The following is a 23,373-nucleotide window of genomic DNA, read 5'->3' on the forward strand; positions in this document are numbered from 1 at the left end:
CGAGACCGCGAGGGGGGAGCCGTCTCCCTCCAGGTCTTCATGCGGGCGAAGGCGGGACTGCCGCCGTCGGCCATCGTGAGGATTCTGCCCACCGGGGCCTTCGCACGACCGGTCCGGTGGGATGCCGCAGCGGCGTAGCGCCCTCCGTCGCGATGGAGGGCGCTACGCCGCCGCCGCGCATCAGTCCTCGCCGGCTACTTCACCGAGCCGGCCATCACGCCCTGGACGAAGTGCTTCTGGAAGGCGAAGAACACGACGAGCGGGACGACGAGCGACAGGAAGGCACCCGGCGCCAGGACGCCGATGTTGCTGCCGAACTGCCTCATCTGGGACTGGAGTGCCACGGTCAGCGGCTGCGACTCGCTGTCGGCGAACAGCAGGGCCACGAGCATGTCGTTCCACACCCAGAGGAACTGGAAGATCGCCAGGCTGGCGACGGCGGGGCGGCCGAGCGGCAGGATCAGCCGCAGGAAGATGCGCCACTCGCTGCCGCCGTCCAGGCGTGCCGCCTCCAGCATCTCCTTCGGGATCTCCGCGAAGTAGTTCCGCAGCAGGAAGACGGCGAAGGGCAGGCCGTACGCCACGTGGAAGAGGATCACGCCAGCGACGGTGCCGAAGAGGCCGACCGCGCCGAAGAGTTTGGCCACGGGCAGCAGGCCGATCTGGACCGGCACCACGAGCAGGCCGACGACCACGAGGAACACGGCGTCCCGGCCGGGGAAGCTCAGCCAGGCGAAGGCGTACCCCGCGAGGGCCGCGATGCCGACGACGAGCACCGTGGTCGGCACCGAGATGAGGACCGTGTTCCAGAACGCCGAGACGAGACCGGAGTCCTCGAAGAGGGCGCGGTAGTTGTCGACGGAGAGCTGGGCGGGGTCGACGAGCGACGTCCACCAGCCGTTCGAGGCGTTGTCCTGCTCCGAGCGCAGCGAGGAGAGGAAGAGCCCCGCGAGCGGGGTGATCCAGACGAGGGCGACGAGGACCAGGACCGTCTGGACCACTGTGCTGCCCAGCCATCGGGTCGGCCCGGTACGGCTTCTCGTTCCGGCGCGGCCTCTCCAGCCGGTACGGCTTCTCGTTCCGGTGTGGCCGCTCATGATCCGCCCTTCCGGAAGCGCCGGATGTTGAAGATCATCGCCGGTACGACGAGGGCGAGGAGCAGCACGCTGAGCGCGCTGCCGAGACCCTGGTCGTTGCCCCCGCCGAAGGAGACCAGCCACATGCGCGTGGCCAGTACGTTGGCGTCCTCCTGTACGGGTCCCGGGGCGATGATGTAGACGAGGTCGAAGACCTTCATGACGTTGATGACGAGCGTCACGAAGACGACGGTGAGGACGGGGGCGAGCAGCGGAACCGTGATCCTGCGGAAGATCTGGCCCTCGGTCGCGCCGTCCACGCGGGCCGCCTCCAGGGCGTCGCGCGGGATGGCCGCGAGCCCCGCCCCGATCAGGACCATCGAGAAGCCGGTCCAGACCCACAGGTAGGCGCCGATGATGGCCGCGGTGACCAGGCTCGGTCCCAGCCAGTCGACGCCGTTGTAGCCGGCGGCGAAGTTGGACGCGGGAATCCGCAGCGTGTAGGCGTCGTCGCCGAGGTCGGCGAAGCGGAACGAGCCGTCGTCGCCCGTCTCCGCGGACGCGACGACCGTGGTTCCGCTCAGCACCTCGACCGTCACGCCGGGAAGGCCCTTCTCCTTCGTGTCGATCTGGCCCTGCCGGCCGCCCGCTCCGGGCGTGAAGTCCAGGTACACGGCACCCGACAGGCTCCCCGCCGCCGGCTCCGGAGTCCGTGCGGGCGCCGCCCTCGGGGGCACGGCCTCGGGCGCGACACCGACGAAGGGCAGGGCGATGTCTCCCCCGGGGCGGACCTCGACGGTGGTGTAGCCCTCGCCTGGACTGCCGTTCAGGTTCTTGCCCTCACGAGCCCGCGCCGTCGGGTAGGGGGACGGTTCGACGAGCGTGTCGTGGACGCCGACGATCGCCGCGTTGAGGACGCCCCGGTCGGGGTTCTGGTCGTAGGCGAGGCGGAAGATGATGCCCGCGGCGAGGAAGGACACGGCCATGGGGAGGAACAGGACGAGTTTGAACGCGGTGGCCCACCGCACCTTCTCGGTGAGGACGGCGAGGACGAGTCCGAGCCCGGTGAGGAGCACGGGCGCGACGACGACCCAGATCACGCTGTTGCGGAGGGCCTTCCGCGTGGCCGGGTCCTGGAACATCTCCAGGTAGTTCGCTGCGCCCACGAAGCGGTCGCCGCTCGCGTCGAAGAGACTGCGCCCGACGGAGTACACGACCGGGTAGACGACCAGTGCCCCCAGGAGCAGCAGGGCCGGGAGGACGAAGAGCGCGCCGAGGAGGCGCCTTCTGCGCAGGGCACGGCGCCGCGGGTTCGCCGCGGCGCGTGCCTTCGGGGTGTCGGCCATGACCGGGCGGCCTCAGTTCCCGTACGCCTTGGCCGCAGCGGCCTCCAGAGCCGTCGCGGTCGCCTTCGGGTTCGAGGGGTCGCGCAGGAAGTCCTGGAGGATCTTCCACTCGCCGGCGCCCTTGGTGCCGCCGAAGGCCGCGGGTGCCTGGTCGGACATGTCGAAGCGCACCGAGTCTCCGGCGGCGACGAGCGACGCGGCGGTCGCGCGCGTGGTGGCGTCGCCGTAGGCCTCGGGCTTGACGTTCTTGTTCGGGGAGAGGAAGCCACCGGCCCCGGCCCACACCTCGGCCGCTTCCGGCGTAGCGAGGAACTCCAGGAGTTTCATGCCGGCCTCGGCGTTCTTGGCGTCCTTGAGGACCACCGCGGCGTCCCCGCCGCTGACCACGGGCGGGGCGCCCGCGCCGACCGCCGGGAACGGGAAGAACTTGGCGTCCTCGCCGGGCTTCTTGCCGAACTCGTCCTTGGCGACGCCGCCGACGAAGTCGCCTTCGTAGACCATGCCTGCCTCGGGCTCGGGACCGAAAACCTTCTCCACGGAGCCGGGGAAGTCGGTCTGCAGGGCCCCCTGCGCTCCGCCGGCCACGAGTTGCTTGTCCTTGAAGACCGCGGCGAGCGTCGTGAGGGCCGTGACGACGCTGTCGTCCGTCCACTTGATCTTGTGCTGGGCGAGCTGATCGTACTTCTCCGGTCCGGCCTGGGAGAGGTACACGTTCTCGAACCAGTCGGTCAGCGTCCAGCCGTCCTCACCGGCGACCGCGAAGGCGGGCCGCCCGGAGTCCGCGAGGGTCCGTCCCGCCGCGAGGAGCTCGTCCCAGCTCTTGGGCTCGTTCACCCCGGCCTGGGACAGCGCCTCGGGGGCGTACCAGATGGTGGATTTGTGGGCCGCCTTGAAGTAGAGCCCGTAGTACTTCCCGTCGACCGTTCCGTAGTTCTTCCAGACGGGTGCCAGGCCCGCGGTGGCGGTCTCCGTGGTCTTCCCCGACAGCGGCTGGAGCCAGCCCGCCTTGGCGAACTGCTGGAGCACGCCGACCTGCGGGACGAGCACCACGTCGGGGGCGTTGCCGCCCTCGATCTTGCTGCCGACGAAGGTGGATACGTTGTCCCCCGAGGGCACGAAGACGGTCTTGGCGCCGGTCTTCTCGCTGAAGGCGTCGAGCACCTTCTTGAAGTTCTTCTGCTCGCTGCCGGTCCAGACACCGGCGACGGTGACGGTCTTCCCGCTGAGCTCGCCGTCGGCGGCGGGTTCGGCGTCTCCACCGCAGGCGGTGACGGTGAGCGCCAGGGCCAGCACGGTGGAGACGGTGCCGGTGGTACGGAGGGTTGTCGCGGCGGATCGTCTCATGACGGTCCATCCTTCCTTCGGGAACGGAATGGAACTGGACAGATCGGGACTGGACGGTGCGGAGCGGGGCAGGTCAGGAGGCGGGGGTGTCGGTGGACCACCAGGCGGCGGTCGCCCCGGGGAGTTCACCGGCCGGGCAGGGTCCGCTGGACAGCAGCGGCGCACCGGGCACCGGGGCGGGGACGGTCTCGGAGCCGAAGTTCACGGCGCAGACCAGGCCGTCGCCGCGGGCCATGGCGAGGACCTGGGGTGGCGCCTCCAGCCAGCGCAGGGTTCCCTCTCCCAACTGAGGCAGGCCGCGCCGCAGTTGGAGCCCGTCGCGATAGAGGTGCCAGAACGACCGGGTGTCGGCGAGGGCGCGGTCGGTGGCGTACTCGGCGAACCACTCCGGCTGCGGCAGCCAGGTGCGCACACCGGCCGCGCCGTCGCTGAACCCGAAGGGGGACGCCTGGCCCGACCAGGGAAGGGGGACGCGGCAGCCGTCCCGGATCCTGGCGCGGCTTCCCGTACGGCGGAAGATGGGGTCCGTCAGCACGTCGTCGGGCAGGTCGAGGACCTCGGGCAGTCCGAGCTCCTCACCCTGGTAGACGTAGGCGGCGCCCGGGAGCGCCAGCATGAGGAGCGCCGCCGCGCGGGCCCGTGCGGCGCCGACGTGCTCGGCGCCGGGGCCGCCCGCGTACCGGGTGACCGTGCGGACCTGGTCGTGGTTGTTGAGGACCCAGGTGACCGTCGAGCCCGTTCCGGCGATGTCGCGGAGGGCCTCGTCGATGACGGCCCGGAAGGCGGTGGCGTCCCAGGGGGCGCTGAGCAGGTCGAAGAAGAACGCCTGGTGCAGCTCGTCCGGTCTGACGTACAGGGCGTGTTCACGCGCGCTCGGCACCGACACCTCGCCGACGAGCAGCCGCTCGACGCCGTCGCGCGCCGTGTACTCCTCGCACACGGCACGCCAGCGGCGCCACACGTCGTGGACCTCGGGCTGGTTCCAGGCCAGGGGGTTGACCGAGTCGCGGGTGCGCTCGTCCGCCGTCGGGTCGTCCGAGTCGGGGAGAGCGGGATGCTTGTAGAGGCCGGCGGCGACGTCGATGCGGAAGCCGTCCACGCCACGGTCCAGCCAGAAGCGCAGCACCTGCTCGAAGTGCTCGCCCACGCGCGGGTCGCGCCAGTTGAGGTCCGGCTGTTCCGGTGTGAAGAGGTGGAGGTACCACTCGCCGGGCGTGCCGTCGGGTTCCGTGACGCGGGTCCAGGCGGGACCACCGAACATGGCGTGCCAGTTGTTCGGGGGCTCGTCGCCGTTCGGACCGCGGCCCGGGGCGAAGTGGAACCGTGACCGGGCGCGGCTCCCCGACCCGGCGGCCAGGGCCTTCCGGAACCAACGGTGCTCGGTCGAGCAGTGGTTGGGGACGATGTCGATCAACAGCTTGAGCCCGAGCCGATGGGCCTGGGTCACCACGCGCTCGAACTCGGCGAGGTCGCCGTACACGGGGTCGACGTTCTGGTGGTCCGCGACGTCGTAGCCGTGATCATGCTGGGGCGAGGGATAGAAAGGGCTCAGCCAGATGCCGTCGACGCCGAGCTTCCTCAGGTAGGGAAGGCCGGCGCGGACGCCGGCGAGGTCTCCGACGCCGTCCCCGGTGCTGTCGAGGAAGCTGCGGACGTAGACCTGGTAGATCACCGCGTCCCGCCACCACGGGGCGGTGGAGTGGGCGCTGGTAGGGCGGCCGGCATGGGCCGCAAGAGTGCTGAGCATCTCGCGTCGACCTGTCTGCAGTGAATGCGAGAGCACCCGAACGGGAGCCTCTGCTATGCATTCATGTTAAGTAGCCATGACGGCACGATGTCAACGAGGCTGCACAACTTGCTTGTGGAGATGCCTCATTGGGCAGTCAGTGCGAGCGAAGGGGAAGGCCACTGGCCAACAGGCAGGTAGTGGCGATCCGGGGGGCACGAGGGACCTCAAAGAGCTCAAGAAAATCAGGGAGCTCAGGGAGCTCAAGGACCTCAGGAACCGGAGATGGCGCCCAGTTCGCGCGTCAGTCGCCGCACGGCTTCCTCGGGCGTGTCGCGGAGCGCCAGCACGTCCTGGCCGACCGCCTGGACGACCAGGCTCACCTGGTCGTACCGCGCGCTCTTGGGGCGGGGCACGGCCGCGAGCACGCTCTCCCGGAGGATCGGGAGATAGGGGTGGGCGGCGACGAGGGACGGGTCGTCGTAGAGCGAGGCTCTCACCGGCGGCAGAGCGCCCCGCGTCAGGACCTGGCGCTGCACCCGCTCGCTCGTCAGGTACGCGATGAAGTCGGCGGCGGTGGCGGCGTTCTTCGAGCGGGCGGACACGGCGAGGTTCGATCCGCCGAGGACGCTCGTGCCCGGCCCGTCGAGACCGGGCAGCGGCACGGCGCCGAAGCGTCCCGCGACCTTCGATCCCGGGGAATTGGCGTCCGTGTAGACGTACGGCCAGTTCCGCAGGAAGAGGAGACGCCCTTCCTCGAAGGCGGCCCGGGACTCCTCCTCCTTGTACCGCAGGGCCTCGGTGGGTATCCAGCCCTCGCGCAGTCCGTCCGCGAGGAACGCGAGCCCCGCCCGTGCCGGGTCCGAGTCGACGGCGACCGTCGTGCCGTCGTCACGCAGGACGGTCCCACCCGCGGACTGGATCGCCTCGGTGACGTTCACGGTCAGCCCCTCGTAGGGGAGGAACTGGCCCGCGTACCCCTCGAGGCCGTGCCGGGGAGCGAGGGTGCGCGCCTGCCGGGCCAGCTCGGCCCAGGTCCTCGGCGGCTTCTCGCCGGCCGCGTCGAGGACGTCCTTGCGGTAGTAGAGCAGCCCCGCGTTGGTCACGTACGGGACGGCGTACAGCCTGCCGTCGAAGGTGGCCGTGTCGACCACGGGGCTCAGGAAGGCGTCGAGTTCGAACCGGCCGCGGTCCAGGGGCCTGATCAGCCCTGCCGCGGCGAACTCCGAGGTCCAGGCCACGTCGAGGTTGAGCACATCGAACCGGCTGCTGCCGGAGCGGAGTTCGCTGAGCATCTGCGCCCGGGTCTCGTCGGCCGAGTCCGGCAGCTCGACGAGGGTGACCCGCTCGTCCGGATGCCCGCTGTTCCAGTCGTCGACCAGCGGTGCCAGATAGCGCGTGAGATCTCCCGCCGTGACGAACGTCAGCGGCCCCCGGCCCTCGGCCGAGGGCTCCGCGGCACGGTGCCCGACGCCGGAGTACCCGGCCAGGACGATCGCCGCTGCGAGAATTCCCCTCCTCACGGCCCGTATCCACCGCATAGGTTCCTCCTGGACGTGGTCCCGGACGCGACGGGGACCATCGTGGCATATGGCGAGCCCGGGGAATCGGTGATACTGGACCGCCAGATGACAGCGCCGTCACCTGGTCATACGGTCTCAGGTCCGGCATCGGGTTCCGGAACGACACAGAAGGGGGAGCGTGTGCGGCAGCAGCTGCTGGCACTCCTCACCCGGGGCCCTGCCCACGGTTACGAGCTCAAGCAGGGCCTTGAACAACTCCTCGGCTCCGCATACCCTCAGCCGAACGTCGGCCAGGTCTACGTGACGCTCGGGCGGCTGGAGAAGAGCGGTCTCATCGAGGGTGAGGATGTCGAACAGTCCGGTCGCCCCAACAAGCGGACGTACCGGTTGACGGAAGCGGGGCGGGACGCCGTCTCCGCGTGGTTCGAGGAGACCGCCGACGAGCCGAGGGTCCGCGACGAGTTCTTCATGAAGCTCGCGCTGGCCCCGTTGTCCGGACTCGCCGACCCGATCACCCTGATCAACAAGCAGCGGCGCCAGCACCTGAACACCATGCGCACCCTCTCCAGGCTCGCCGCCTCGGAGGACCGCGGCAACAAGATCGCCCAGCTCCTGATCGAAGGTGCCATGCTGCACCTGCAGGCCGACCTCGACTGGCTGGAGCGTTGTCAGGAGGAGCTGGAATGACAGAGGGTCCCACCGCGGCGCCCCCACAGGACACGATCGTGCGTGCCGAGGGTCTGACGAAGACCCATCACGGCGACAGCGCCCCTGTCCAGGCGGTACGAGGTGTGGACCTGACCGTGCGGCCGGGTGAGTTCATCGCGATCACCGGCCCCTCCGGAGCGGGCAAGTCGACCTTGCTGCACCTCGTGGGCGGTCTCGAACGACCGGACAGCGGGCACCTGTGGCTGGCCGGGGAGAAGGTCGACGGATACTCGGAGGCCCGCTGGGCGATGCTGCGCCGCCGCCACATCGGCATCGTCTTCCAGTTCTTCAATCTGGTCTCCAACCTCACCGTCGCCGACAACATCGAACTGCCGGCGCTCCTCGCCGGGGTGTCGCCCCGGTCGGCGCGGCGGAGCAGGGCGGAACTCCTCCAGGAACTGGGGCTCGAGGGCAGGGACCGCTCGATGCCGGGAGAGCTCTCCGGGGGCGAGCAGCAGCGGGTCGCGCTCGCCCGCGCCCTGGTCAACAACCCGGCGCTGCTGCTCGCCGACGAACCCGCGGGAAGCCTCGACAGCAAGGGGACCCGCGATGTCGCACGGCTGCTCTCGCGCTTCCACCGGCGGGGCCAGAGCATCCTCATGGTCACCCACGACGCCCGGATGGCCAGTGCCGCGGACCGGGTCATCAGCTTCTTCGACGGACGGACAGCCGACGACGCTGCCCTCGGCGACGGCGGCACGGCACGGCCGGGAGTGTCCGGCGTGCTCGAACTGCGAGACTGAGGCGGTACGTCGTGCGGGCCATTCTTCGGTGGGCTCACTCCGACCTGCGCGCCCATCGGGGCGAGGCGTTGTTCGCGGTGCTGGCCAGTGCCGGAGTGATCGCCTCGCTGCTGCTGTCCGCGGCACTGCTCAGCTATGCCGTCAACCCCTGGCAGCGGGTGTTCAACCAGTCCCAGGGCGCGCACATCTGGCTTCACACCCGCGGTGATCCCGACGCGTCCTCGCTCGCCTCGCTGGCCTCGCTGGACGAGGTCGCGGCGCTGTCGGGTCCGTTCCGGACGGCCGACGCCACCGTCGAGGTGGCCGGCGCGCGAGCGCCTGTCGTCCTGCGGGGCACGAGCCCCCAGCCGTCCGCGGTGGCCCGCCCCCTCGTCACCGAGGGACGCTGGCTGACGTCGGGGACCGTCGGCGGCCGGCCGGGCGAGATCGTCCTGGAGAGCACTCTGGCGCGGGCGCTGTGGGCCGATCCCGGCGAGACCGTGACGGTCGCCGGCGAGGACGGGGCACCGCTGTCTCTGCGGATCGTGGGCATCGCGGAGAGCGCCGAGCCCCTCTACCGGGCCGGCGAGGGGGCGGGCGTCGCCTGGGTGCCGCCCGGGGTGCTGGACCAGGTGGCGTCGACCGGTGCGGGACAGAGCGTCGGGCTGCGGCTCAAGGACCCGGACGACACCGACTACGTCGTCCAGCGGGCCGTGACGCTGCTCGGCGCCCACCGGGTCGACCGGGTGACGAACTGGCAGGAGGCCGAGGCCGACCGGGGAGGCGACGACCGGCTGCTCGGGCAGATGTTCGCCGCCTTCGGTCTGGCCGCCCTCTTCGCGGCCGCGGTCGCCGTCTCCGGAGCGGTCAGGGCGCGCGTACGGGGCCAGCTCAAGGACATCGCGGTGCTGAAGGCCATCGGCTTCACCCCCGGCCAGGTGATGCGGGGGTTCCTCGTCCAGCACCTGGGCTTCGCGGTCCTCGGCGCCGGGCTCGCCACGGCGGCGACCCTGACGCTCGGGCGCTGGATACCGGGCCGGATCGGAGAGGCCGTGGTCCTGTGGCCGGAGATGCCCGGACACCGGGCCGTCGTGGCCGGACTGCCCGGCGCCGCGGTCCTTCTCATCGGCACCGCGACCGGGCTCGCCGCCTGGCGGGCCGGCCGGGTACCGCCCGTCCCGACCGCCAGGTCGGCGCTCCTCACCGCCGCCCCGATCACCCTCCTCGGCCGCCGTGCCATCGCCCTGCGCCTGTCGCCCGCGCTGGTTCTCGGCTGGCGCTCGGCGTTCTCCGGTCGCGGCCGCGACCTGTGGTCGATCACCAGGCTCGCTCTGCCCATCGCCCTGATGACCGTGGCCCTCGTCGCCTGGTCGACACTCGAACAGTTCAGCGGCGACCCCGCCCGGATGGGCCGCGCCGCCGCCCTGACCGTACGCGCGGAAGACCCCGGTCCGGGGGACGATCCGGCGCTCGAACGCCTCCTGACCTCGGTCCCGGGCGTCGAAAGCTCCTTCCCCGGTGCGGAGTTCGTCGCGCTGGTCCCCGGCCAGACCGGGACGATAACCCTGCGGGGACTGGGCAGCCGGGCACGGCCGTACCCCCACACCGTCGTCGAAGGACGGGCACCGGCCGGCCCGGACGAGGCGGTCGCCGGGCAGGGACTCCTCGACCTCCTGGGCGTACGGGTCGGGGAGTGGGTCCGGATGACGGTCGAGGGCCGCCCGCAGATCCTGCACATCGTGGGCCGCAGCGTCGAACCCGACCAGGGCGGCCGGGTGATCTCCACCTCGCTCGACAGCCTCAGGGACGACGCCCCGGCGATGAGCGCGCGCTTCCACGCGCTCGTCCTCCGGCCGGGGGCCGACCCCAGGGAGGTGGCGGCCGCCGTCTCCGGGTCGACCACCAGAGCCCTGGAGGTGCGTGAGACCCCCACCCCCGCGGACCGGCTCGACACCCCGCGCGGAGTCATCGCGGCGCTCATCGCCGTCCTCGCCTTCATCGCCCTCGTCGAACTGCTCACCCTGATCAGTACCGGCGTACGCGCCCGGGTGCGGGACCTCCTTGCCATGAGGGCCATCGGTCTCACCCCTCGCCAGATCGGATCGGTGACCGTCACGGCGGCGGCCCTCACCACCCTGGTCTCCGCCCTCCTGGGCACCGGGGCCGGAGCGGCGCTCGGTCGCTGGCTCGTCGACGAGGAGGGCCGCTCCAGCGGCATCGGCGCGGGCATCGCGCACGTGCCCTCACCGCTGGTCCTGGTGACCCTGGTCGCCACGGCGACCGCGGTCGGCGCCGTGGCGGCGCTGGCGCCCGCCGTGAAGACCGCGCGTCGCCGTCTCATCGACTCGGCGAGCGAGACGCTCTAGAGGCGTGGACGGTGATGGTGTCGGCTCCCCATCTCCCCGTTCTCCCGCACTCGACGCCGCGCTCCGCGAGGTGCGGTCCGAGTCGCCGGTTGCGGCCCCGGCGGGTGGGGAGGCGACAGGCACGGCGGAGCGTCGCCACCCATCCTTCGTCCCCGTCGAGAGACACCACCTCGATGCGAGAAGGGCCCGCGGACACGGCCATCATGGTTCCCCCTCCACGGTCCACCCGGGCCGCCCACCGCGTGCCCGTGCCGATACCGCGAGCAATCTACTTACCTGTTAGGTAAGGAAGGCCCCGCCGGCGGCTCTTCACGACAGGACGGTCGCCGCGGTGTGCGGTCGTGCAGAACCAGGAGCCGATCGGGCAAGCGACGGCCGGGGAGGGTGGCGCGGGTGCGGTGCCGTCGCCGTGCTCGGCGACGAGGACCCGTGCCCGCACGGGCCGGGCCGTCGGCGGCCGGACGGACCGTGGCCCGGCCCCCAGCGGGTCACGCCAAGACTGCTGGTTCGTACGAGGGCTGTAACAGACTCGGGATGCAGGTGAACCGGCATCGCCACATGGCAACAATGGCGATATCGCTTGCACACGAAGCTTGCACACGGACCGGCTCCGGTCGGTCACGGGGGAAGAGAGAACGGCATGAACTCCAGGACAGTCAGGGATGGTTCACCTCGTCGGGCCCTTCGCGGAGCCGCCCTGGGCGCGGCCGTCGTCGCGGCTCTGCTGACGACCACCGCCTGCCAGGGCGACGGCGAGGCCGCCGGGTCACCGCCCGCCTCCGCCTCGTCGAGCGCCGCCCCCTCGGGCTCCGCGTCGGCCGGCGGGAGCGCTCCGAAGACCACCACGCCCACGGTCGACTCCGGGACCGGCAGCAGTGGCCCCGCGACCACCGAGACCGGAGACAGCGGCGAGACCGGCGGCGGCAACGGCACGAAGTACGAGGACTGCAAGGCGGACGGGCTCACCACCGCGGTCGAGCTCCAGGACGAGCGCGGGGAGACCCCCCGCCACTTCCTGCTGACCGTCACCAACACCGCGAAGACTCCGTGCGTCCTCAACGACGCGCCGCAGGTACGACTCAAGGCGGGCAACGACGCCCCGATCGTCCAGACGCTCGGGGAGCCGGACACCGAGCCCGTCGTCGTCGAGGGGGGCGGCAAGGCCTACGCCGGCCTGTACGTCTTCGGGAACGACGAGGGGGGCGAGGCGCAGTACGACCAGTCCGACCGCTTCACCGCGACCCTGGTCGCCGGCGAGGGCACCGAGCTGAGGGGCACGCTCGTCTTCGACCTGCCCGACGGCCTCGACACGGTCTCCGTCGACGACGCGGCGCGGCTGAACGGCTGGGCCGGCACCGAGGGCCTGGCGATGCGCCCGATCACCCAGCTCTGAGGAGCGCCGCGGGGACCGTCGTACGCCCGTCGCTGGAGGTGGGACGACGGCGGTCTCCGCGGGGCACGGGCCCGGATCAAGGAACCGGATCGGGCCGGTCGTCGGGCGTCAGACGCGGTGGGTGCCGGACCAGCTGAGCCATCGACGAAGCGCCCTGTGGGTGCTGTCGTCCAGGGTGCAGAGCACGTCGATGGCGTCGCGATCGCCCGGCAGGGGCGCGACGCCCGCCGCGGTGAGAGCGGCGTGCAGCTCCAGTCGGCGACGGTCGGCCGGCTCCAGGCCGTGGGACGGCCTGCCCGAAGGCGCGGGCTCCGGCATGGAGCAGTCGTCGAACTCCATGATCCCGCAGGTGGCCGACGTCTCCCCGTGCAAATCGTCGAGGTCGTGCACGGCAGGGAAGCGGTACGGGTCGAGATCCAGCAGTACGCGCGGAGCCGTGGTGAGCGCCTGAAACTCGGTCATGAGCGTCTCCTCAGTCGTCGTGCGACGTTCGTGCAGGGAACGACGCCGCCGGTACCGCGGCCCGTTGCAGTCCGGCGAGAAACCCACCCGGATGCCCCCTACGCCATCTCGTCACAAGTGAGAAGACCCGACGAACGCCGCTGGCAACTGGCACGTGAAGGTCGCGCCCAGCGGGAGGAGCGGCGTGCCGTGGTGGCTCACGGCTCCCGGTCGGTGGCCCTGTGCGGTACGGACTCGGAGTCCGCCGCCGCACGCGGTGCCGTCATGTCGAGCAGGAGCAGGGCGTCGTGGTCGGGGTGATCGTCCCGACCTGGTGGTGGAACGTCTTGTGGGCGGGCTTGCGACCGGTGGCCTCGTGGCGTTCCCAGGTCGTGCTGCGCTGGCTGACCCACCCCGAACCCCGAACCCGAACGGGCGGCGGCTCGGCATGTTGCCGCAGTATGGCGGAGTCATGGCGGGCTCGTGGCAGCATCGCCCGTCGCGACGTCCGAGCGGCGGCGCGCGTCTAGCATCCCGGGGAACGGCCCCGCCGCTGCCGGTGCGGGGCCGTAACCGGTCACTGCCAAGGGCAGGTTCCTCATGAGTACATCCCGCACCCTCACCGTCGGCGAAGCGGAGGCTCGGCTGCCCGAGCTGAACGTGGTCGATGTCCGCACCCCGGGCGAGTTCGCGTCCGGCCGTCTGCCCGGCGCCGTCAACGTCCCCCTGGATCGCATCGAGGACCAGGTGACCGACCTGCGGAACGCCACCACGAGCAGGCCGCTGCTGCTGGTGTGCGCCTCCGGTGCACGCTCCGAGAAGGCCGTCGCGACCCTCGCCTCCCACGGGGTCGCCGCGGCGAGTCTCACCGGCGGCACCCGGGGATGGGCCTCGGCCGGCCATCCGCTCGAGTACCCGGCGGGACCCGTGCGGAAGGTCTGGGGGATGGAGCGTCAGGTGCGCTTCACCGCGGGGGTGCTGGTGCTGCTCGGCCTGGTTCTCGGGCTGCTCGTCCACCCTGCGTTCCAGGTGCTCTCGGCCGGGATCGCCGGGGGCCTGGTGTTCTCGGCGCTCACCGATACCTGCGGCATGGCGGTGGTCCTGGGCCGGCTCCCCTTCAACCGGCGCGGGGCGGCATCGCCCAGCTGACGCCCGCCGCTTCCGGCGCGGTCACTCCCGTCCGTGCGGGTCCGGCGGGGCGGGGTGACCGCTCCTGGGCCCGAACCGGCCGAGCAGCGCGGTGAGGACGACCGCCGTCAGGGTGCCTGCGACGACGCCGCTGCCCAGGATCGTCCGGGCCCAGCCGGGGAACCCCGCGTACAGGTCCGGGGTGAGCAGCGGCAGGAGTCCCACGGTGAGCGCGAGCGCGGCGGTCAGCGAGCCCGTACCGGTGCCGGACAGGTCGGCGCGGCGGAGCATCTCGACGCCCATGACGGCGATCACGGCGTAGACGACGAGGGCGGAGCCTCCGACGACGGCCTCGGGTATGCCCGCCAGCGCCCGGGACACGGGCGTGGCCAGGCCGAGGGCGACGAGGAGTGCTCCGGCGCCGGCGGTCACGAACCGGCTGCGGACCCCGGTGAGCCGGCCGATGCCGATGTTCTCGGCGCTGGTGACCATGAGGGACGTACCGAACAGCCCGCCCGCCAGGGAGACGACGGCGTCGGCGCGGGCGACGCGGGGGACGTCCCGTTCGGGTGTCGGGGTCCGGCCGACGGTCTCGCTGTTGAGCACGGTCTGCCCGGTGATCTCGGCCAGGGTGGTGAGGCTGAACACGAGCAGCGGAAGAGCGGCGAGCAGGTCGAACCTCGGTGTCCCGAAGGGCAGGAACGCGGGCAGCGCGAAGCCGCTGCCGGCCGCGGGGGTGAAGGCTCCCAGGCCGGTCGCCACCGCCGCGGCGGTGCCCGCCGCCATCCCGATGAGGACGGACGTCTGGCGCCATACGCCGCGCAGGAACACGTACGCGGCGACGGTCGCCGCGACCGTGAGCCCGGCGAGCAGCACCGCACGGGGCTCCCCCGTGCCGTCCGGGCCGGTGACGAGTCGGGCCGCGACCCGGATCATCGCGATCCCGATGAGCAGCACGGTCACCCCCATGACCAGGGGCGGGAACAGCCGTACGACACGGGCGTACAGGGGCAGCACGGCCAGGAGCAGGGCCGCCGCCAGGAGAACTGCGCCGGCGGCGGTCGGCGCCCCGTGTTCCTGGGCGATCTGGAGGAAGAGCGCTGTCGCGGCGCCGCCGGGCAGCATGACGAACGGGAGGCGCCCGCCGATCCGCCACACGCCGAGGGACTGGAGCAGGGCGCCCGCTCCGCAGAGCAGCAGGACGGCGCTGAGCAGTGAGGCCGTCGCGCCGGGTGGCATCTTCAGGGTGCCGGCGACGAGGAAGACGGTGGAGACGGGGGCGGCGATCATCGCCAGGACGTGCTGGGCGGAGAGTGGTACCAGTCTCCGCCACGGAACGGTCGCGTCGACGGCTTCGACGGATGCGGGAGAGGACGGCGACGCGGACGTGGAGTCGGGCGTGGACGCCGGGGTGGACTTGGATGCCGGGGTGGACGTGGAATCGGGCGTGGACGCCGGGGTGGACTTGGACGCCGGGGTGGGCTTGGACGCCGGGGTGGGCTTGGACGCCGGGGTCGTCATGCCGTCGTCTCCAGCCACGGGATGTCGGCCGCGGAGTAGCGGTAGGCCCGGAAAACGGCGTTGGGCTCGGACGGGAAGAGGCCCCGGACCTCGCTCTCGCCGTAGCCTGCGAAGTGCGGGACGACGTACTCCCAGCACAGGTAGCCGTCCTTGGTCACTTCGAACAGCCGCCCCGACGGCGAGTCGGTGACGAGCGTGTTGCCGTTCGGCAGGCGCTGCGCCGAGCCCATGAAGGGCGCGAAGAAGAACTCGCGCGCCGGGTCGTGGTACTCCCACCCGACGTCGCCGGTGGTCCGGTCGATCTCGATGACGCGGGAGTACGGGACGTCGTGTCCGGGCCGGAAGACGCCGTTGTCGAAGACGAGCAGCCGGCCGTCGTCCAGTTCGGTGGGGGCGTGCTGCTGGCTGACCGTGCCGGGGCGGCTGCGCCAGAGGATCTCGCCGGTCTCGCGGCTGATGACGACGACGGCCGAGACGCTGCGCAGGCTGGCCAGGATGTTGCCGTCCCGCAGGGGCGTGACGCTGTTGATCAGGGGCCAGTGTTCACGCGCGTAGGCCTCGTGCAGGGGGAAGGACGCGCGGTCGAGGTGCTCCGAGGCCCGCCAGGACCAGAGGAGTTCGCCGTTCGGGCCCACCTCCTTGACGGTGTCGGCCCAGACGACGCCGCCCTCGGCCTCGGAGCCGGGCACGCCACCCCGTACGGTCGCGGCTTCGGCCCCGGTCAGGGGTTCCAGGGCGGTGTAGAGAACGCGCCCGTCGTCGAGGTGGTGGGCATCGTGGTGCTGGAGGGGATCGCGGTGTTCCCGCAGGACGGTGCCGTCCGGTGCCGCACGGAGCATGACGCCGCCCCGGTACTTGTGCCACATCGGGAACAGGGCACGCTCCCCCGGAAGTACGCCGTTGTAGGCAAGGGTGCCGTCGGCGAGCAGTCGGGCGTGGCGGCCGGGGCGGTACGGAAGGTTCCAGCTGTGGACGGTATCGCCGTGGAGATCGATGAGGTAGACCTCCCCGGTGCCGGTGAGGGGTGCGTAGAGGGTGTAGCCGTCGGACACCGCCGCCTCGTCGAGGGCGATGAGGCCGGTGGGACGACGACGGCGTGAGTTCTGGTCGACAGAGGGCACGTCGGGACTCCTTGCGTCAAACTTTCTTTGATGACAACAATCGACTTTGACGTTAGGGCCGTTGTGTGACGGGCGTGTGTCGGGAGTACGAAACCGTCTCCGAGTTCCCGCCCCGCGCCGCGTAAGGTGCCGTCAGGCGCCGTCGACCAGGGAGAACGGCGCCTCGGGGCGGGGAAGGACGGAACATCCATGGAGGCCGAGAGCACGAACACCCCTCGGGTGGGGGCTGCCGTACGCCGCCGACGCCGGGCACTCGACCTGACGCTCGCCGACGTGGCGCGGCTCAGCGGACTCTCCTCCCCGTTCCTCAGCCAGATCGAGAACGACCGGGCGCGCCCGAGCATGCGGTCGCTGCAGCGGATCGCGGACGCCCTCGACACCACGGCGGTGCAACTGCTCGCGACGTCGGACAGGACGCGGACGATCGACGTGGTGCGCGCCGGTGACGACAGCGGGCTCGACCGGGAGGCCGGCGTCCGGCCGGTGGTACGGGGCCGCCATCAGCTGCACGCGCTCGAGTTCGTCGGCGAGCACGAGGCGGATCGCGAGTTCCGGCACCGCAACGACGAGCTGATGTACGTGGCGGACGGCTCGGTGGAGGTCGAGGCCGAGGGACGGATCCACCGGCTGGGACGCGGGGACACGCTCCTGGTGTCGGGCGGCGTCCGGCACCGCTGGCGCACCGTCGAACCGGGGTCGCGGGTCCTCGTGGTCGCGGTCGGCGACCACGTCGACGTCCTGGAGCCCTGACGGGACGAGCGCCTTCCCGACGCGCTCGGGCCGGGGTCTGTCCGCGGGCCGGGCCGAGCGATCCGCTCGTTCTCGTCGAACTACGCGATGTAGGCGATGTACGCGCGGTACGCGATCCGCGTGATCCGCGTGATCCGCGTGATCCGCGCGACGTCGGCGAGCTGTGCGGTGTTCACGGTCCACGCGGTGCTCGCCCGTGCCTCCGTCCTCCTGAACCTCACGTGCGTGAAGGAGACCAAGGCCGCACGCTGGAAGGCGTGACCTGCCCCCCGGCCGCCTCACGCCGTCAATAGCCACGCCGTCGTGTCGTCACAAGGAGCACCGCCGCCATGAGTGACCTCATCCTGATCCGTCACGGCGAGACGGAGTGGAGCGCCTCGGGGCGCCACACCGGCCGTACCGATCTGCCGCTCACCCCGGACGGTGAGGCGGAGGCACGCACGCTCGCCCCGTTCTTCGAGGGCCGCTCCCTTTGCTTCGTACTCACCAGTCCCTTGCGGCGGGCCCGGCACACGGCGGAACTCGCCGGGCTTCGGGATGCGGTGACGGACGAGGACCTGCGCGAGTGGGACTACGGCGGGTACGAGGGGCTGACCACGGCGCGGATCCACGAGACCCGGCCCGACTGGTCGCTGTGGAGCGACGGCGTGCCGCCGCATGCCGACGGGCGGCCGGGCGAGTCCGCCGAGGACGTGGGGCGACGGGCCGACCGGGTGCTGGCACGCCTCGCGCCGCTCCTCGCCGGCTCGCAGGAGGACGGCGTGGTGGTGGCGCACGCGCATCTGCTGCGCGTCCTCACCGCCCGCTACCTCGGCCTGCCGGCGTCCGAGGGGCGGCTGTTCCTCCTGACGACGGCGACGGTCGGCAGGTTGTCCACGGAGCACGGACTGCCGGTGGTGGCGGGCTGGAACCAGCGCCCGCTCCCCCCTGTCCGTACATGACGCGGACATGCGTGAGCGTGAGCACGCCATGAACCGCTACGCCGGGCATTGGGCGGCGTGGCCTCCGGTGGCGGGTGCTGCGGTCATGGCTACCGGGATCCTGTCGGTGGGTCTGAGTCTGACCGGGTTCGAGGTGGTCTCTGTCGTGGCGTTGTGGCTGGCCACGGCGCTGTGGCTGCTGCTGGCACTCGGTTTTTCGGCCCTGCTCCTGAGGGACCCGCGCCGCTGGGAGGTGACCGCCGACACCCCGCCGGCGCTCACCGCGGTCGCCGCCACGACGGTGCTCGGCGTCCGCTTCGAGCTCCTCGGTCTCACTCCGGTGGCCGTGTCACTCCTGGTGATCGCCGCGCTGGTGTGGCCCGTGATGCTGGTCGCCGTCCTCCGGCACCTGACCCGGCGGGCACCGGGCGCCGTGTTCCTGATCTGTGTGGCCACCCAGGGGCTCGCGATCCTGTGTGCCGTCCTCGTGCCGGAGGCCGGTGACTGGCTTGCTCGGGTGGCCCTCGCCTTGTTCCTGCTGGGCCTCCTGTTGTACGTCGATGCCCTGGCCCGCTTCGATGTCCGCCAGGTGGTGACGGGCGCGGGCGACCACTGGATCGCGGGCGGAGCCTTGGCGATCTCGGCGCTCGCCGGCTCGAAGCTCCTCGCCTCGGGCATCTGGTCGGGCGGGGCGGCCACGACCCTGCGGACGGCCACGCTCGTCCTGACGGCGCTCGATCTGGTCTGGTACGCGGTCCTGTTGTGCGGCGAGTGCGCCCGGCCGCGCCTCGGCTACGACGTCCGGCGGTGGGCGACGGTCTTCCCGCTCGGGATGACGGCGGTGGCGTCCCTGTCCGTCGCGGCCGCCACCGGGGTCGCGTGGCTGGAGACGCTGGGCAGGGGGCTCCTGTGGATCGCCGTCGCCGTGTGGCTCCCCACCGCCTACGGCTTCGTCCGCTCGCTCATCGGACACACCGTCGACCGGTCCTCCCCCGCTGCCGACAGCCGTCGACCGGTCCGGGCACGCCGACGGCGGTGACGACTCGTGACTGCCACTTCCGATGGCGTCCGGGAGCATCCTGAGCCGCTCCGTCAGGGAGCGTCCAGGCCCGCCCCGTCCAGGAGCGTCCAGGGCCGCCGCCCTGGCTGTTCCTCACGTGGTGAGGCGTCGGGCAGGTGATGGGTGCACACTGGTCCTGGAGCCCCCCACGCTCCCGTTTCTGGCCCCTCCGAGAGACACCTCATGCACTACGAGACCTCCGAGGAACACGTATCGGGAACGCCGGCCACGGCGTCACCCCTGGCCCATCGCGTGACGATGGCCGGACCGACCCTCCTGTTCGGCCCTGTCATCGGCAAGGCTCGTCCGTACGGACCGCCGCCCCGCTCCCGGCGCTCGATCTGAGCGTCGTGGGACGAGGCGCCCCCTGGAACGCTGCGAAGTTCCGGGACGATCCACCCGGACGGCGGGAGGAGGACACATGGCAACGTCACAGGGCTCCACACCCCGTGCCGGACCGGAGGACGGGGCCGGCGGGGCATCACCCGCTCCCGCGGTCGACGCGGCGGACCAACTGGCGCGTCTCGGCCGATCGTGGGTCTGGCTCCTCGGCGCCGCGATGGCCACGCTCATCCCGGGCATCCTGGCGCTGGTATGGCCGGATGTCACCCTGCACGTCCTGGCCGTGCTCATCGGGGTGTACTTGTTGCTGACCGGCGCCTTCCAGTTCGTGGCGGTGTTCGGGCGCGGCAGCGACCGCGTTCCCGGTCTGATCGTGGCCGTCCTGTGTGTCCTGGGCGGCGTGCTGTGCCTACGGAACCCGCTGCAGACGATCGCCGCGCTCTCGCTGATCGTCGGCGCCGTCTGGCTGGTGTCCGGCATCGTCACCCTCTACACGGCCATCGCCACCAAGAACATGCCGCACCGCGGCGTCGTCATGGCCGTCGCGGCCCTCGGCATCGTCGCGGGAATCGTGGTGCTGGCGCTGCCGGCCGAGTCGGCCCGGGCCCTGACCAGGCTGCTCGGCCTCTGGCTCGTCCTCCTCGGCCTGGCCGAGACGGCCGTCGCGCTGGCGTGGCGGTCGGCGCTGCGCAGGGCGGGCGTCACGGGCCATGACTCGCCGGGCCCGGCCATCTGACAGCCGCGTCGCCGACGCAGCCTCGCGCCCGGCCTTCGGAGTGAGGCTCCCCCTACCCCGCCACGCGCACGACCCCAGGTACGCCACGGCATGCCCGGCGTCCGCGGAAACGGAGGAACCGTGAACCTCGCCTACGACTACCCGCTGCTCAACGTCTTCTGGACCATGTTCTGGTTCTTCCTCTGGATCATGTGGTTCATCCTGCTCTTCCGGATCATCACCGACATCTTCCGCGACAAGGACATGCACGGATGGGGCAAGGCGGGGTGGCTCGCCCTCGTCATCCTGCTGCCCTTCGTCGGTGTCCTCGTGTACGTGATCGCCCGCGGCAAGAACATGGGCCGCCGCGAGATCGCCCAGGCCCGTGACCAGCAGCGGGAGTTCGACGCCTACATCCGCGAGACCGCGTCCGGCGCCGCGCGTCCCAGCAGCGCCGAGGAACTGACCAGGCTCTCCGAACTCCGCTCCCGCGGAGACATCACGGACGAGGAGTTCAACCGGGCCAAGGCACTGGTCCTCACCGACGACAGGCCGGCCGCGAGCCCCGCGCCCGGCGAACCTCCCACCCCCGGACGCTGACCGCGCCCGGCACCGACGATTCGACCGAGAAGCGAGGGATCTCCATGGCCTCCACTCACACCACACGCTCGGCTGACACGACGAGACAGGCCTGGGCCGGCGGACTGACCGTCTTCGCCGCCGTCATGCTCGGGATCACCGGCCTCGTCAGCGTCTTCCGCGGCATCATGGCGATCGCCGAGGACGAGGTCTTCGTCAACACGCCCAACTACGTCTTCAAGTTCGACCTGACGTCATGGGGATGGATACACCTCATCATCGGCATCATCGCGGTCCTCGTGAGCTTCGGGCTGTACCGGACGTCCACGTGGGCACGCGTGGCCGGCGTGGGCATCGCCGCGCTCGTCATCATCGCCAACTTCCTTTCCCTGCCCTACTACCCGGCCTGGTCGATCCTGATGGTCGCCATGTCGGGCTTCATCATCTGGGCCCTGTGCGCGGTGAAGCGGGAGGAACTCCTCTGACGTAGGGCGACTGTCCAGGGGCAGCCTGCCGACGCCGTCGCAGCTGCCGTCGGGGTGAGGGGTTCGCCGCGCGCTCCCCTCCCCCGACGGCAGCTGCGTCCGCGGGTGAGGACGGCCCCCTTGTGGATCCGGCCGCCGTCCCGAACGAACTCGTGGTCCGCTGGTCGACCTGACCGGCGCGCTTCGTGCGCTGTGCTGCCGGTGGGGAATCGAAGGATCCCCAAGCCACGCCGATCATCCGACGATCGGTCCGTTCGACGGAAGGAACACTCGCCTGGGTGACTGTGGGGCGGGTGCGGGGCGGGACATGATCATCGTCATGACTGCCTCTCTGATCCGCCGCGCCTGTGCCGCGGCACTCCTCGTCACGTCCACCCTCGCCCCCGCCGTGGCCGCCGCACCCCAACCCGGCGCGCCCGGACCGGAGTCGAAGCGTGCGGTGCAGGCCCGCCTGCTCGGCGAGAAGACCGTCCCGCACAAGCTCGACTTCCAGGGGACCACGGTCGGCGGCCTCTCCGGCATCGACCGCGACCGGTGCACCGGCGAGTACGTCTTCATCAGTGACGACCGCTCCTTCCTCCAGCCCGCACGCTTCTACACCGCGAAGCTCGACATCGACGCCGCGGGCGTACACGCCGTCGACTTCACCTCGACCCACCCCCTCCTCCAGCCGGACGGCTCGGTCTACCCGTCCCCCGCCCTCGGCGACGGCAAGGCGATCGACCCGGAGGAGATCCGCGTCGACCCGCGCGACTGCCGCTATTGGTGGGGGCAGGAGGGCGATCGGCCCGCCGTCGCCGGCCTGCCGGTGATCCAGCCGTCCATCGAGATCTCCGACCCCGACGGCACCCACCACGGCCGCCTGCGGCTGCCGGAGAACTACCTGATCACCGCCGAGCGCGGGCCGCGCCGGAACCAGGCCGTCGAGGCGCTCACCTTCGGCGCCCGCGGCACCGTCGTGACCAGCGCGATCGAGGGCCCGCTGCTCCAGGACGGCCCGGTGCCGGACCTGACACACGGCGCGCTCGTCCGCGTCACGCGGCAGACCCGCGGCGGCCGGGTGCTCGGACAGTTCGCGTACCCCATCGAGAAGATCTTCGCCGCGTCCGACCCGACCAGCCCGTGGGGCCCCGACACCGGCGTACCGTCCCTCCTGGCCTTCCCGAACGACCCCGAGCGCTACCTCGTACTCGAACGCACCTGGGTCGCCGGCTCCGGCTACAAGATCCGTCTGTACGACACCTCCACGCGGGGCGCCACCGACGTACGGGCCATGGACTCCCTGGCCGGACAGCCCGTCGTGGCCATGCGGAAGAGGCTCGTCGCCGACTTCCACACGCTCGGCCTGTCCACCGTCGACAACACCGAAGGCATGACCTGGGGCCCCACCCTGCCGTCCGGCGAGCGGTCGCTGATCCTTGTCAGCGACGACAACTTCGCCGGCGACGCGGTCACGCAGATCGTCGCGCTCGCGCTGCGCTGAAGCTGATGGCCCCGTGGAACCCGATGGACCCGATGGACCTGGGCTTCCGGTCATCCAGGTGACGCCCCGAGCACGGCGCCGGGCTCCCTGAGCTCGGCGCCGGGCTCCCCGAGCTCGGCACCGGAGCTCCACCGGCGCCGAGGACATGAGCCCCCGCACGCCCTGGGCCGGCACACCCGCCCAGGGACCGGCCAGGGGTGGATCGTGCGGTACGGATGGGCCGGTCAGGCGCCCTCGTCGAAACGGCCCGCCTCCACCTGGAGGGCGAGCGACTGCAGCACCTCGGCGGAGGAGACGTCGGACCGCCCCTCGTCATGCACCACGGCGAGACTGGTGAAGGCCAGGGTGAACCCGGAGACCATCGTGTACAGCGCGGGACCGAGCGCCGTGGCGAGGAGGTGGGCGACGTCCTGCGGAGCGGCGTCGGCCGGCACGCTGATGTGGGGCAGCATCTCGTTGAGCATCTGCGTGACCACCCGCGGCTCGATCTCGGACGCCGCCTCGAAGGCCTCTTCTCCCTCAGTCTCCTCCTCCACGGCCCGGCGGATCTCCTGAGCCTCCGTCAGGATGCCGATCACTCGCTTCAGAACCTCAGCTCGCTCCATTTCACGGAGCCTAGCCGCA

The 23,373-nt window shown here is 71.5% G+C and carries 21 protein-coding genes; 12 read left to right on the plus strand and 9 right to left on the minus strand.

Going from position 1 to position 23,373, the window contains the following annotated elements; all coding sequences use genetic code 11:
• Positions 1-194: 194 nt before the first annotated feature.
• The 5 genes from ACIP8Z_RS00945 to ACIP8Z_RS00965 all read right to left on the minus strand — a co-directional run bounded on the left by ACIP8Z_RS00945 (position 195) and on the right by ACIP8Z_RS00965 (position 7,033).
• Positions 195-1,097, minus strand: a complete 903-nt coding sequence (locus ACIP8Z_RS00945; RefSeq protein ID WP_402077072.1) for a carbohydrate ABC transporter permease — start codon at positions 1,095-1,097, stop codon at positions 195-197.
• Positions 1,094-2,422: an ABC transporter permease subunit gene (locus ACIP8Z_RS00950; protein WP_402077074.1), complete on the minus strand. Its 1,329-nt coding sequence runs from the start codon at positions 2,420-2,422 to the stop codon at positions 1,094-1,096. Before ACIP8Z_RS00950 ends, ACIP8Z_RS00945 begins: the two co-directional genes overlap by 4 nt.
• 12 nt (positions 2,423-2,434) lie before the next feature.
• Entirely contained in the window at positions 2,435-3,766 is a 1,332-nt protein-coding gene (locus tag ACIP8Z_RS00955; RefSeq protein ID WP_402077077.1) for an ABC transporter substrate-binding protein, read from the minus strand.
• Positions 3,767-3,839: 73 nt separating this feature from the next.
• A complete protein-coding gene (locus tag ACIP8Z_RS00960; RefSeq protein ID WP_402077080.1) occupies positions 3,840-5,513 on the minus strand; it encodes a glycoside hydrolase family 13 protein in 1,674 nt (557 codons plus the stop codon).
• A gap of 251 nt (positions 5,514-5,764) precedes the next feature.
• Positions 5,765-7,033 (minus strand): ABC transporter substrate-binding protein, encoded by a 1,269-nt coding sequence (locus ACIP8Z_RS00965; RefSeq protein ID WP_402077082.1) that lies wholly within the window; start codon positions 7,031-7,033, stop codon positions 5,765-5,767.
• A gap of 162 nt (positions 7,034-7,195) precedes the next feature.
• On the opposite strand from ACIP8Z_RS00965, the gene ACIP8Z_RS00970 reads away from it, so the two are divergent.
• The 4 genes from ACIP8Z_RS00970 (at position 7,196) to ACIP8Z_RS00985 (ending at position 12,204) form a co-directional block, all read left to right on the plus strand.
• A complete protein-coding gene (locus ACIP8Z_RS00970; protein WP_319312732.1) occupies positions 7,196-7,702 on the plus strand; it encodes a PadR family transcriptional regulator in 507 nt (168 codons plus the stop codon).
• Positions 7,699-8,466 carry an ABC transporter ATP-binding protein gene (locus ACIP8Z_RS00975; RefSeq protein ID WP_402077085.1) on the plus strand — a complete coding sequence of 256 codons (768 nt, stop codon included), beginning with the start codon at positions 7,699-7,701 and terminating at the stop codon, positions 8,464-8,466. The genes ACIP8Z_RS00970 and ACIP8Z_RS00975 overlap by 4 nt, the downstream gene beginning before the upstream one ends.
• A gap of 11 nt (positions 8,467-8,477) precedes the next feature.
• On the plus strand, positions 8,478-10,811 hold the full coding sequence (locus ACIP8Z_RS00980; protein ID WP_402077088.1) for an FtsX-like permease family protein: 2,334 nt from the start codon (positions 8,478-8,480) through the stop codon (positions 10,809-10,811).
• A gap of 640 nt (positions 10,812-11,451) precedes the next feature.
• Entirely contained in the window at positions 11,452-12,204 is a 753-nt protein-coding gene (locus ACIP8Z_RS00985; RefSeq protein ID WP_402077090.1) for a DUF4232 domain-containing protein, read from the plus strand.
• A gap of 108 nt (positions 12,205-12,312) precedes the next feature.
• Here ACIP8Z_RS00985 and ACIP8Z_RS00990 read toward each other — a convergent pair whose 3' ends face one another.
• Positions 12,313-12,666 (minus strand): hypothetical protein, encoded by a 354-nt coding sequence (locus ACIP8Z_RS00990; RefSeq protein WP_402077091.1) that lies wholly within the window; start codon positions 12,664-12,666, stop codon positions 12,313-12,315.
• A gap of 579 nt (positions 12,667-13,245) precedes the next feature.
• Between ACIP8Z_RS00990 and ACIP8Z_RS00995 the strand changes: the two genes are divergently transcribed.
• Positions 13,246-13,794 (plus strand): rhodanese-like domain-containing protein, encoded by a 549-nt coding sequence (locus ACIP8Z_RS00995; protein WP_402077093.1) that lies wholly within the window; start codon positions 13,246-13,248, stop codon positions 13,792-13,794.
• Positions 13,795-13,815: 21 nt separating this feature from the next.
• On the opposite strand, the gene ACIP8Z_RS01000 is transcribed toward ACIP8Z_RS00995, so the two are convergent.
• Both ACIP8Z_RS01000 and ACIP8Z_RS01005 read right to left on the minus strand, forming a co-directional pair.
• The gene (locus tag ACIP8Z_RS01000) at positions 13,816-15,096 is read right to left on the minus strand and encodes a uracil-xanthine permease family protein (protein ID WP_402078844.1); all 1,281 of its coding nucleotides are present in this window, start codon (positions 15,094-15,096) and stop codon (positions 13,816-13,818) included.
• Positions 15,097-15,290: 194 nt separating this feature from the next.
• A complete protein-coding gene (locus tag ACIP8Z_RS01005; protein ID WP_402077095.1) occupies positions 15,291-16,415 on the minus strand; it encodes an aryl-sulfate sulfotransferase in 1,125 nt (374 codons plus the stop codon).
• A 189-nt stretch (positions 16,416-16,604) separates the two neighbouring features.
• Here ACIP8Z_RS01005 and ACIP8Z_RS01010 point away from each other — a divergent pair, with 189 nt between their 5' ends.
• From ACIP8Z_RS01010 to ACIP8Z_RS01040, 7 genes are all read left to right on the plus strand, one after another.
• Positions 16,605-17,165 carry a helix-turn-helix domain-containing protein gene (locus tag ACIP8Z_RS01010; protein ID WP_402077097.1) on the plus strand — a complete coding sequence of 187 codons (561 nt, stop codon included), beginning with the start codon at positions 16,605-16,607 and terminating at the stop codon, positions 17,163-17,165.
• Between the two features lie 329 nt (positions 17,166-17,494).
• Positions 17,495-18,106: a histidine phosphatase family protein gene (locus tag ACIP8Z_RS01015; RefSeq protein ID WP_402077099.1), complete on the plus strand. Its 612-nt coding sequence runs from the start codon at positions 17,495-17,497 to the stop codon at positions 18,104-18,106.
• An 85-nt stretch (positions 18,107-18,191) separates the two neighbouring features.
• On the plus strand, positions 18,192-19,124 hold the full coding sequence (locus ACIP8Z_RS01020; protein ID WP_402077101.1) for a tellurite resistance/C4-dicarboxylate transporter family protein: 933 nt from the start codon (positions 18,192-18,194) through the stop codon (positions 19,122-19,124).
• Between the two features lie 442 nt (positions 19,125-19,566).
• Complete coding sequence (locus tag ACIP8Z_RS01025) at positions 19,567-20,223, plus strand: HdeD family acid-resistance protein (protein ID WP_402077103.1); 657 nt, start codon at positions 19,567-19,569, stop codon at positions 20,221-20,223.
• A 90-nt stretch (positions 20,224-20,313) separates the two neighbouring features.
• Complete coding sequence (locus ACIP8Z_RS01030; protein ID WP_402077106.1) at positions 20,314-20,802, plus strand: SHOCT domain-containing protein; 489 nt, start codon at positions 20,314-20,316, stop codon at positions 20,800-20,802.
• Between the two features lie 44 nt (positions 20,803-20,846).
• Positions 20,847-21,266: a hypothetical protein gene (locus tag ACIP8Z_RS01035; RefSeq protein WP_402077108.1), complete on the plus strand. Its 420-nt coding sequence runs from the start codon at positions 20,847-20,849 to the stop codon at positions 21,264-21,266.
• Between the two features lie 319 nt (positions 21,267-21,585).
• Positions 21,586-22,749, plus strand: a complete 1,164-nt coding sequence (locus ACIP8Z_RS01040; RefSeq protein WP_402077111.1) for an esterase-like activity of phytase family protein — start codon at positions 21,586-21,588, stop codon at positions 22,747-22,749.
• 224 nt (positions 22,750-22,973) lie between these two features.
• Here the strand turns inward: ACIP8Z_RS01040 and ACIP8Z_RS01045 are convergent, their stop codons facing one another.
• Complete coding sequence (locus ACIP8Z_RS01045) at positions 22,974-23,354, minus strand: hypothetical protein (protein ID WP_319312701.1); 381 nt, start codon at positions 23,352-23,354, stop codon at positions 22,974-22,976.
• Between the last annotated feature and the right edge of the window lie 19 nt (positions 23,355-23,373).

The sequence above is a fragment of the Streptomyces sp. NPDC088553 genome (assembly GCF_044752965.1).
Classification (GTDB): Bacteria; Actinomycetota; Actinomycetes; order Streptomycetales; family Streptomycetaceae; genus Streptomyces.

Bases quoted from the DNA above. Each gene is read 5' to 3' on its own strand.
- ACIP8Z_RS00955 (WP_402077077.1), bottom strand. From the start codon at position 3,766: ATGAGACGATCCGCCGCGACAACCCTCCGTACCACCGGCACCGTCTCC.
- ACIP8Z_RS01020 (WP_402077101.1), top strand. From the start codon at position 18,192: ATGGCTACCGGGATCCTGTCGGTGGGTCTGAGTCTGACCGGGTTCGAG.
- ACIP8Z_RS01025 (WP_402077103.1), top strand. From the start codon at position 19,567: ATGGCAACGTCACAGGGCTCCACACCCCGTGCCGGACCGGAGGACGGG.
- ACIP8Z_RS01015 (WP_402077099.1), top strand. From the start codon at position 17,495: ATGAGTGACCTCATCCTGATCCGTCACGGCGAGACGGAGTGGAGCGCC.
- ACIP8Z_RS00975 (WP_402077085.1), top strand. From the start codon at position 7,699: ATGACAGAGGGTCCCACCGCGGCGCCCCCACAGGACACGATCGTGCGT.
- ACIP8Z_RS01010 (WP_402077097.1), top strand. From the start codon at position 16,605: ATGGAGGCCGAGAGCACGAACACCCCTCGGGTGGGGGCTGCCGTACGC.
- ACIP8Z_RS00960 (WP_402077080.1), bottom strand. From the start codon at position 5,513: ATGCTCAGCACTCTTGCGGCCCATGCCGGCCGCCCTACCAGCGCCCAC.
- ACIP8Z_RS00985 (WP_402077090.1), top strand. From the start codon at position 11,452: ATGAACTCCAGGACAGTCAGGGATGGTTCACCTCGTCGGGCCCTTCGC.
- ACIP8Z_RS01045 (WP_319312701.1), bottom strand. From the start codon at position 23,354: ATGGAGCGAGCTGAGGTTCTGAAGCGAGTGATCGGCATCCTGACGGAG.
- ACIP8Z_RS00950 (WP_402077074.1), bottom strand. From the start codon at position 2,422: ATGGCCGACACCCCGAAGGCACGCGCCGCGGCGAACCCGCGGCGCCGT.
- ACIP8Z_RS01035 (WP_402077108.1), top strand. From the start codon at position 20,847: ATGGCCTCCACTCACACCACACGCTCGGCTGACACGACGAGACAGGCC.
- ACIP8Z_RS01030 (WP_402077106.1), top strand. From the start codon at position 20,314: ATGCCCGGCGTCCGCGGAAACGGAGGAACCGTGAACCTCGCCTACGAC.
- ACIP8Z_RS00965 (WP_402077082.1), bottom strand. From the start codon at position 7,033: ATGCGGTGGATACGGGCCGTGAGGAGGGGAATTCTCGCAGCGGCGATC.
- ACIP8Z_RS00945 (WP_402077072.1), bottom strand. From the start codon at position 1,097: ATGAGCGGCCACACCGGAACGAGAAGCCGTACCGGCTGGAGAGGCCGC.
- ACIP8Z_RS00990 (WP_402077091.1), bottom strand. From the start codon at position 12,666: ATGACCGAGTTTCAGGCGCTCACCACGGCTCCGCGCGTACTGCTGGAT.
- ACIP8Z_RS00995 (WP_402077093.1), top strand. From the start codon at position 13,246: ATGAGTACATCCCGCACCCTCACCGTCGGCGAAGCGGAGGCTCGGCTG.
- ACIP8Z_RS01040 (WP_402077111.1), top strand. From the start codon at position 21,586: ATGACTGCCTCTCTGATCCGCCGCGCCTGTGCCGCGGCACTCCTCGTC.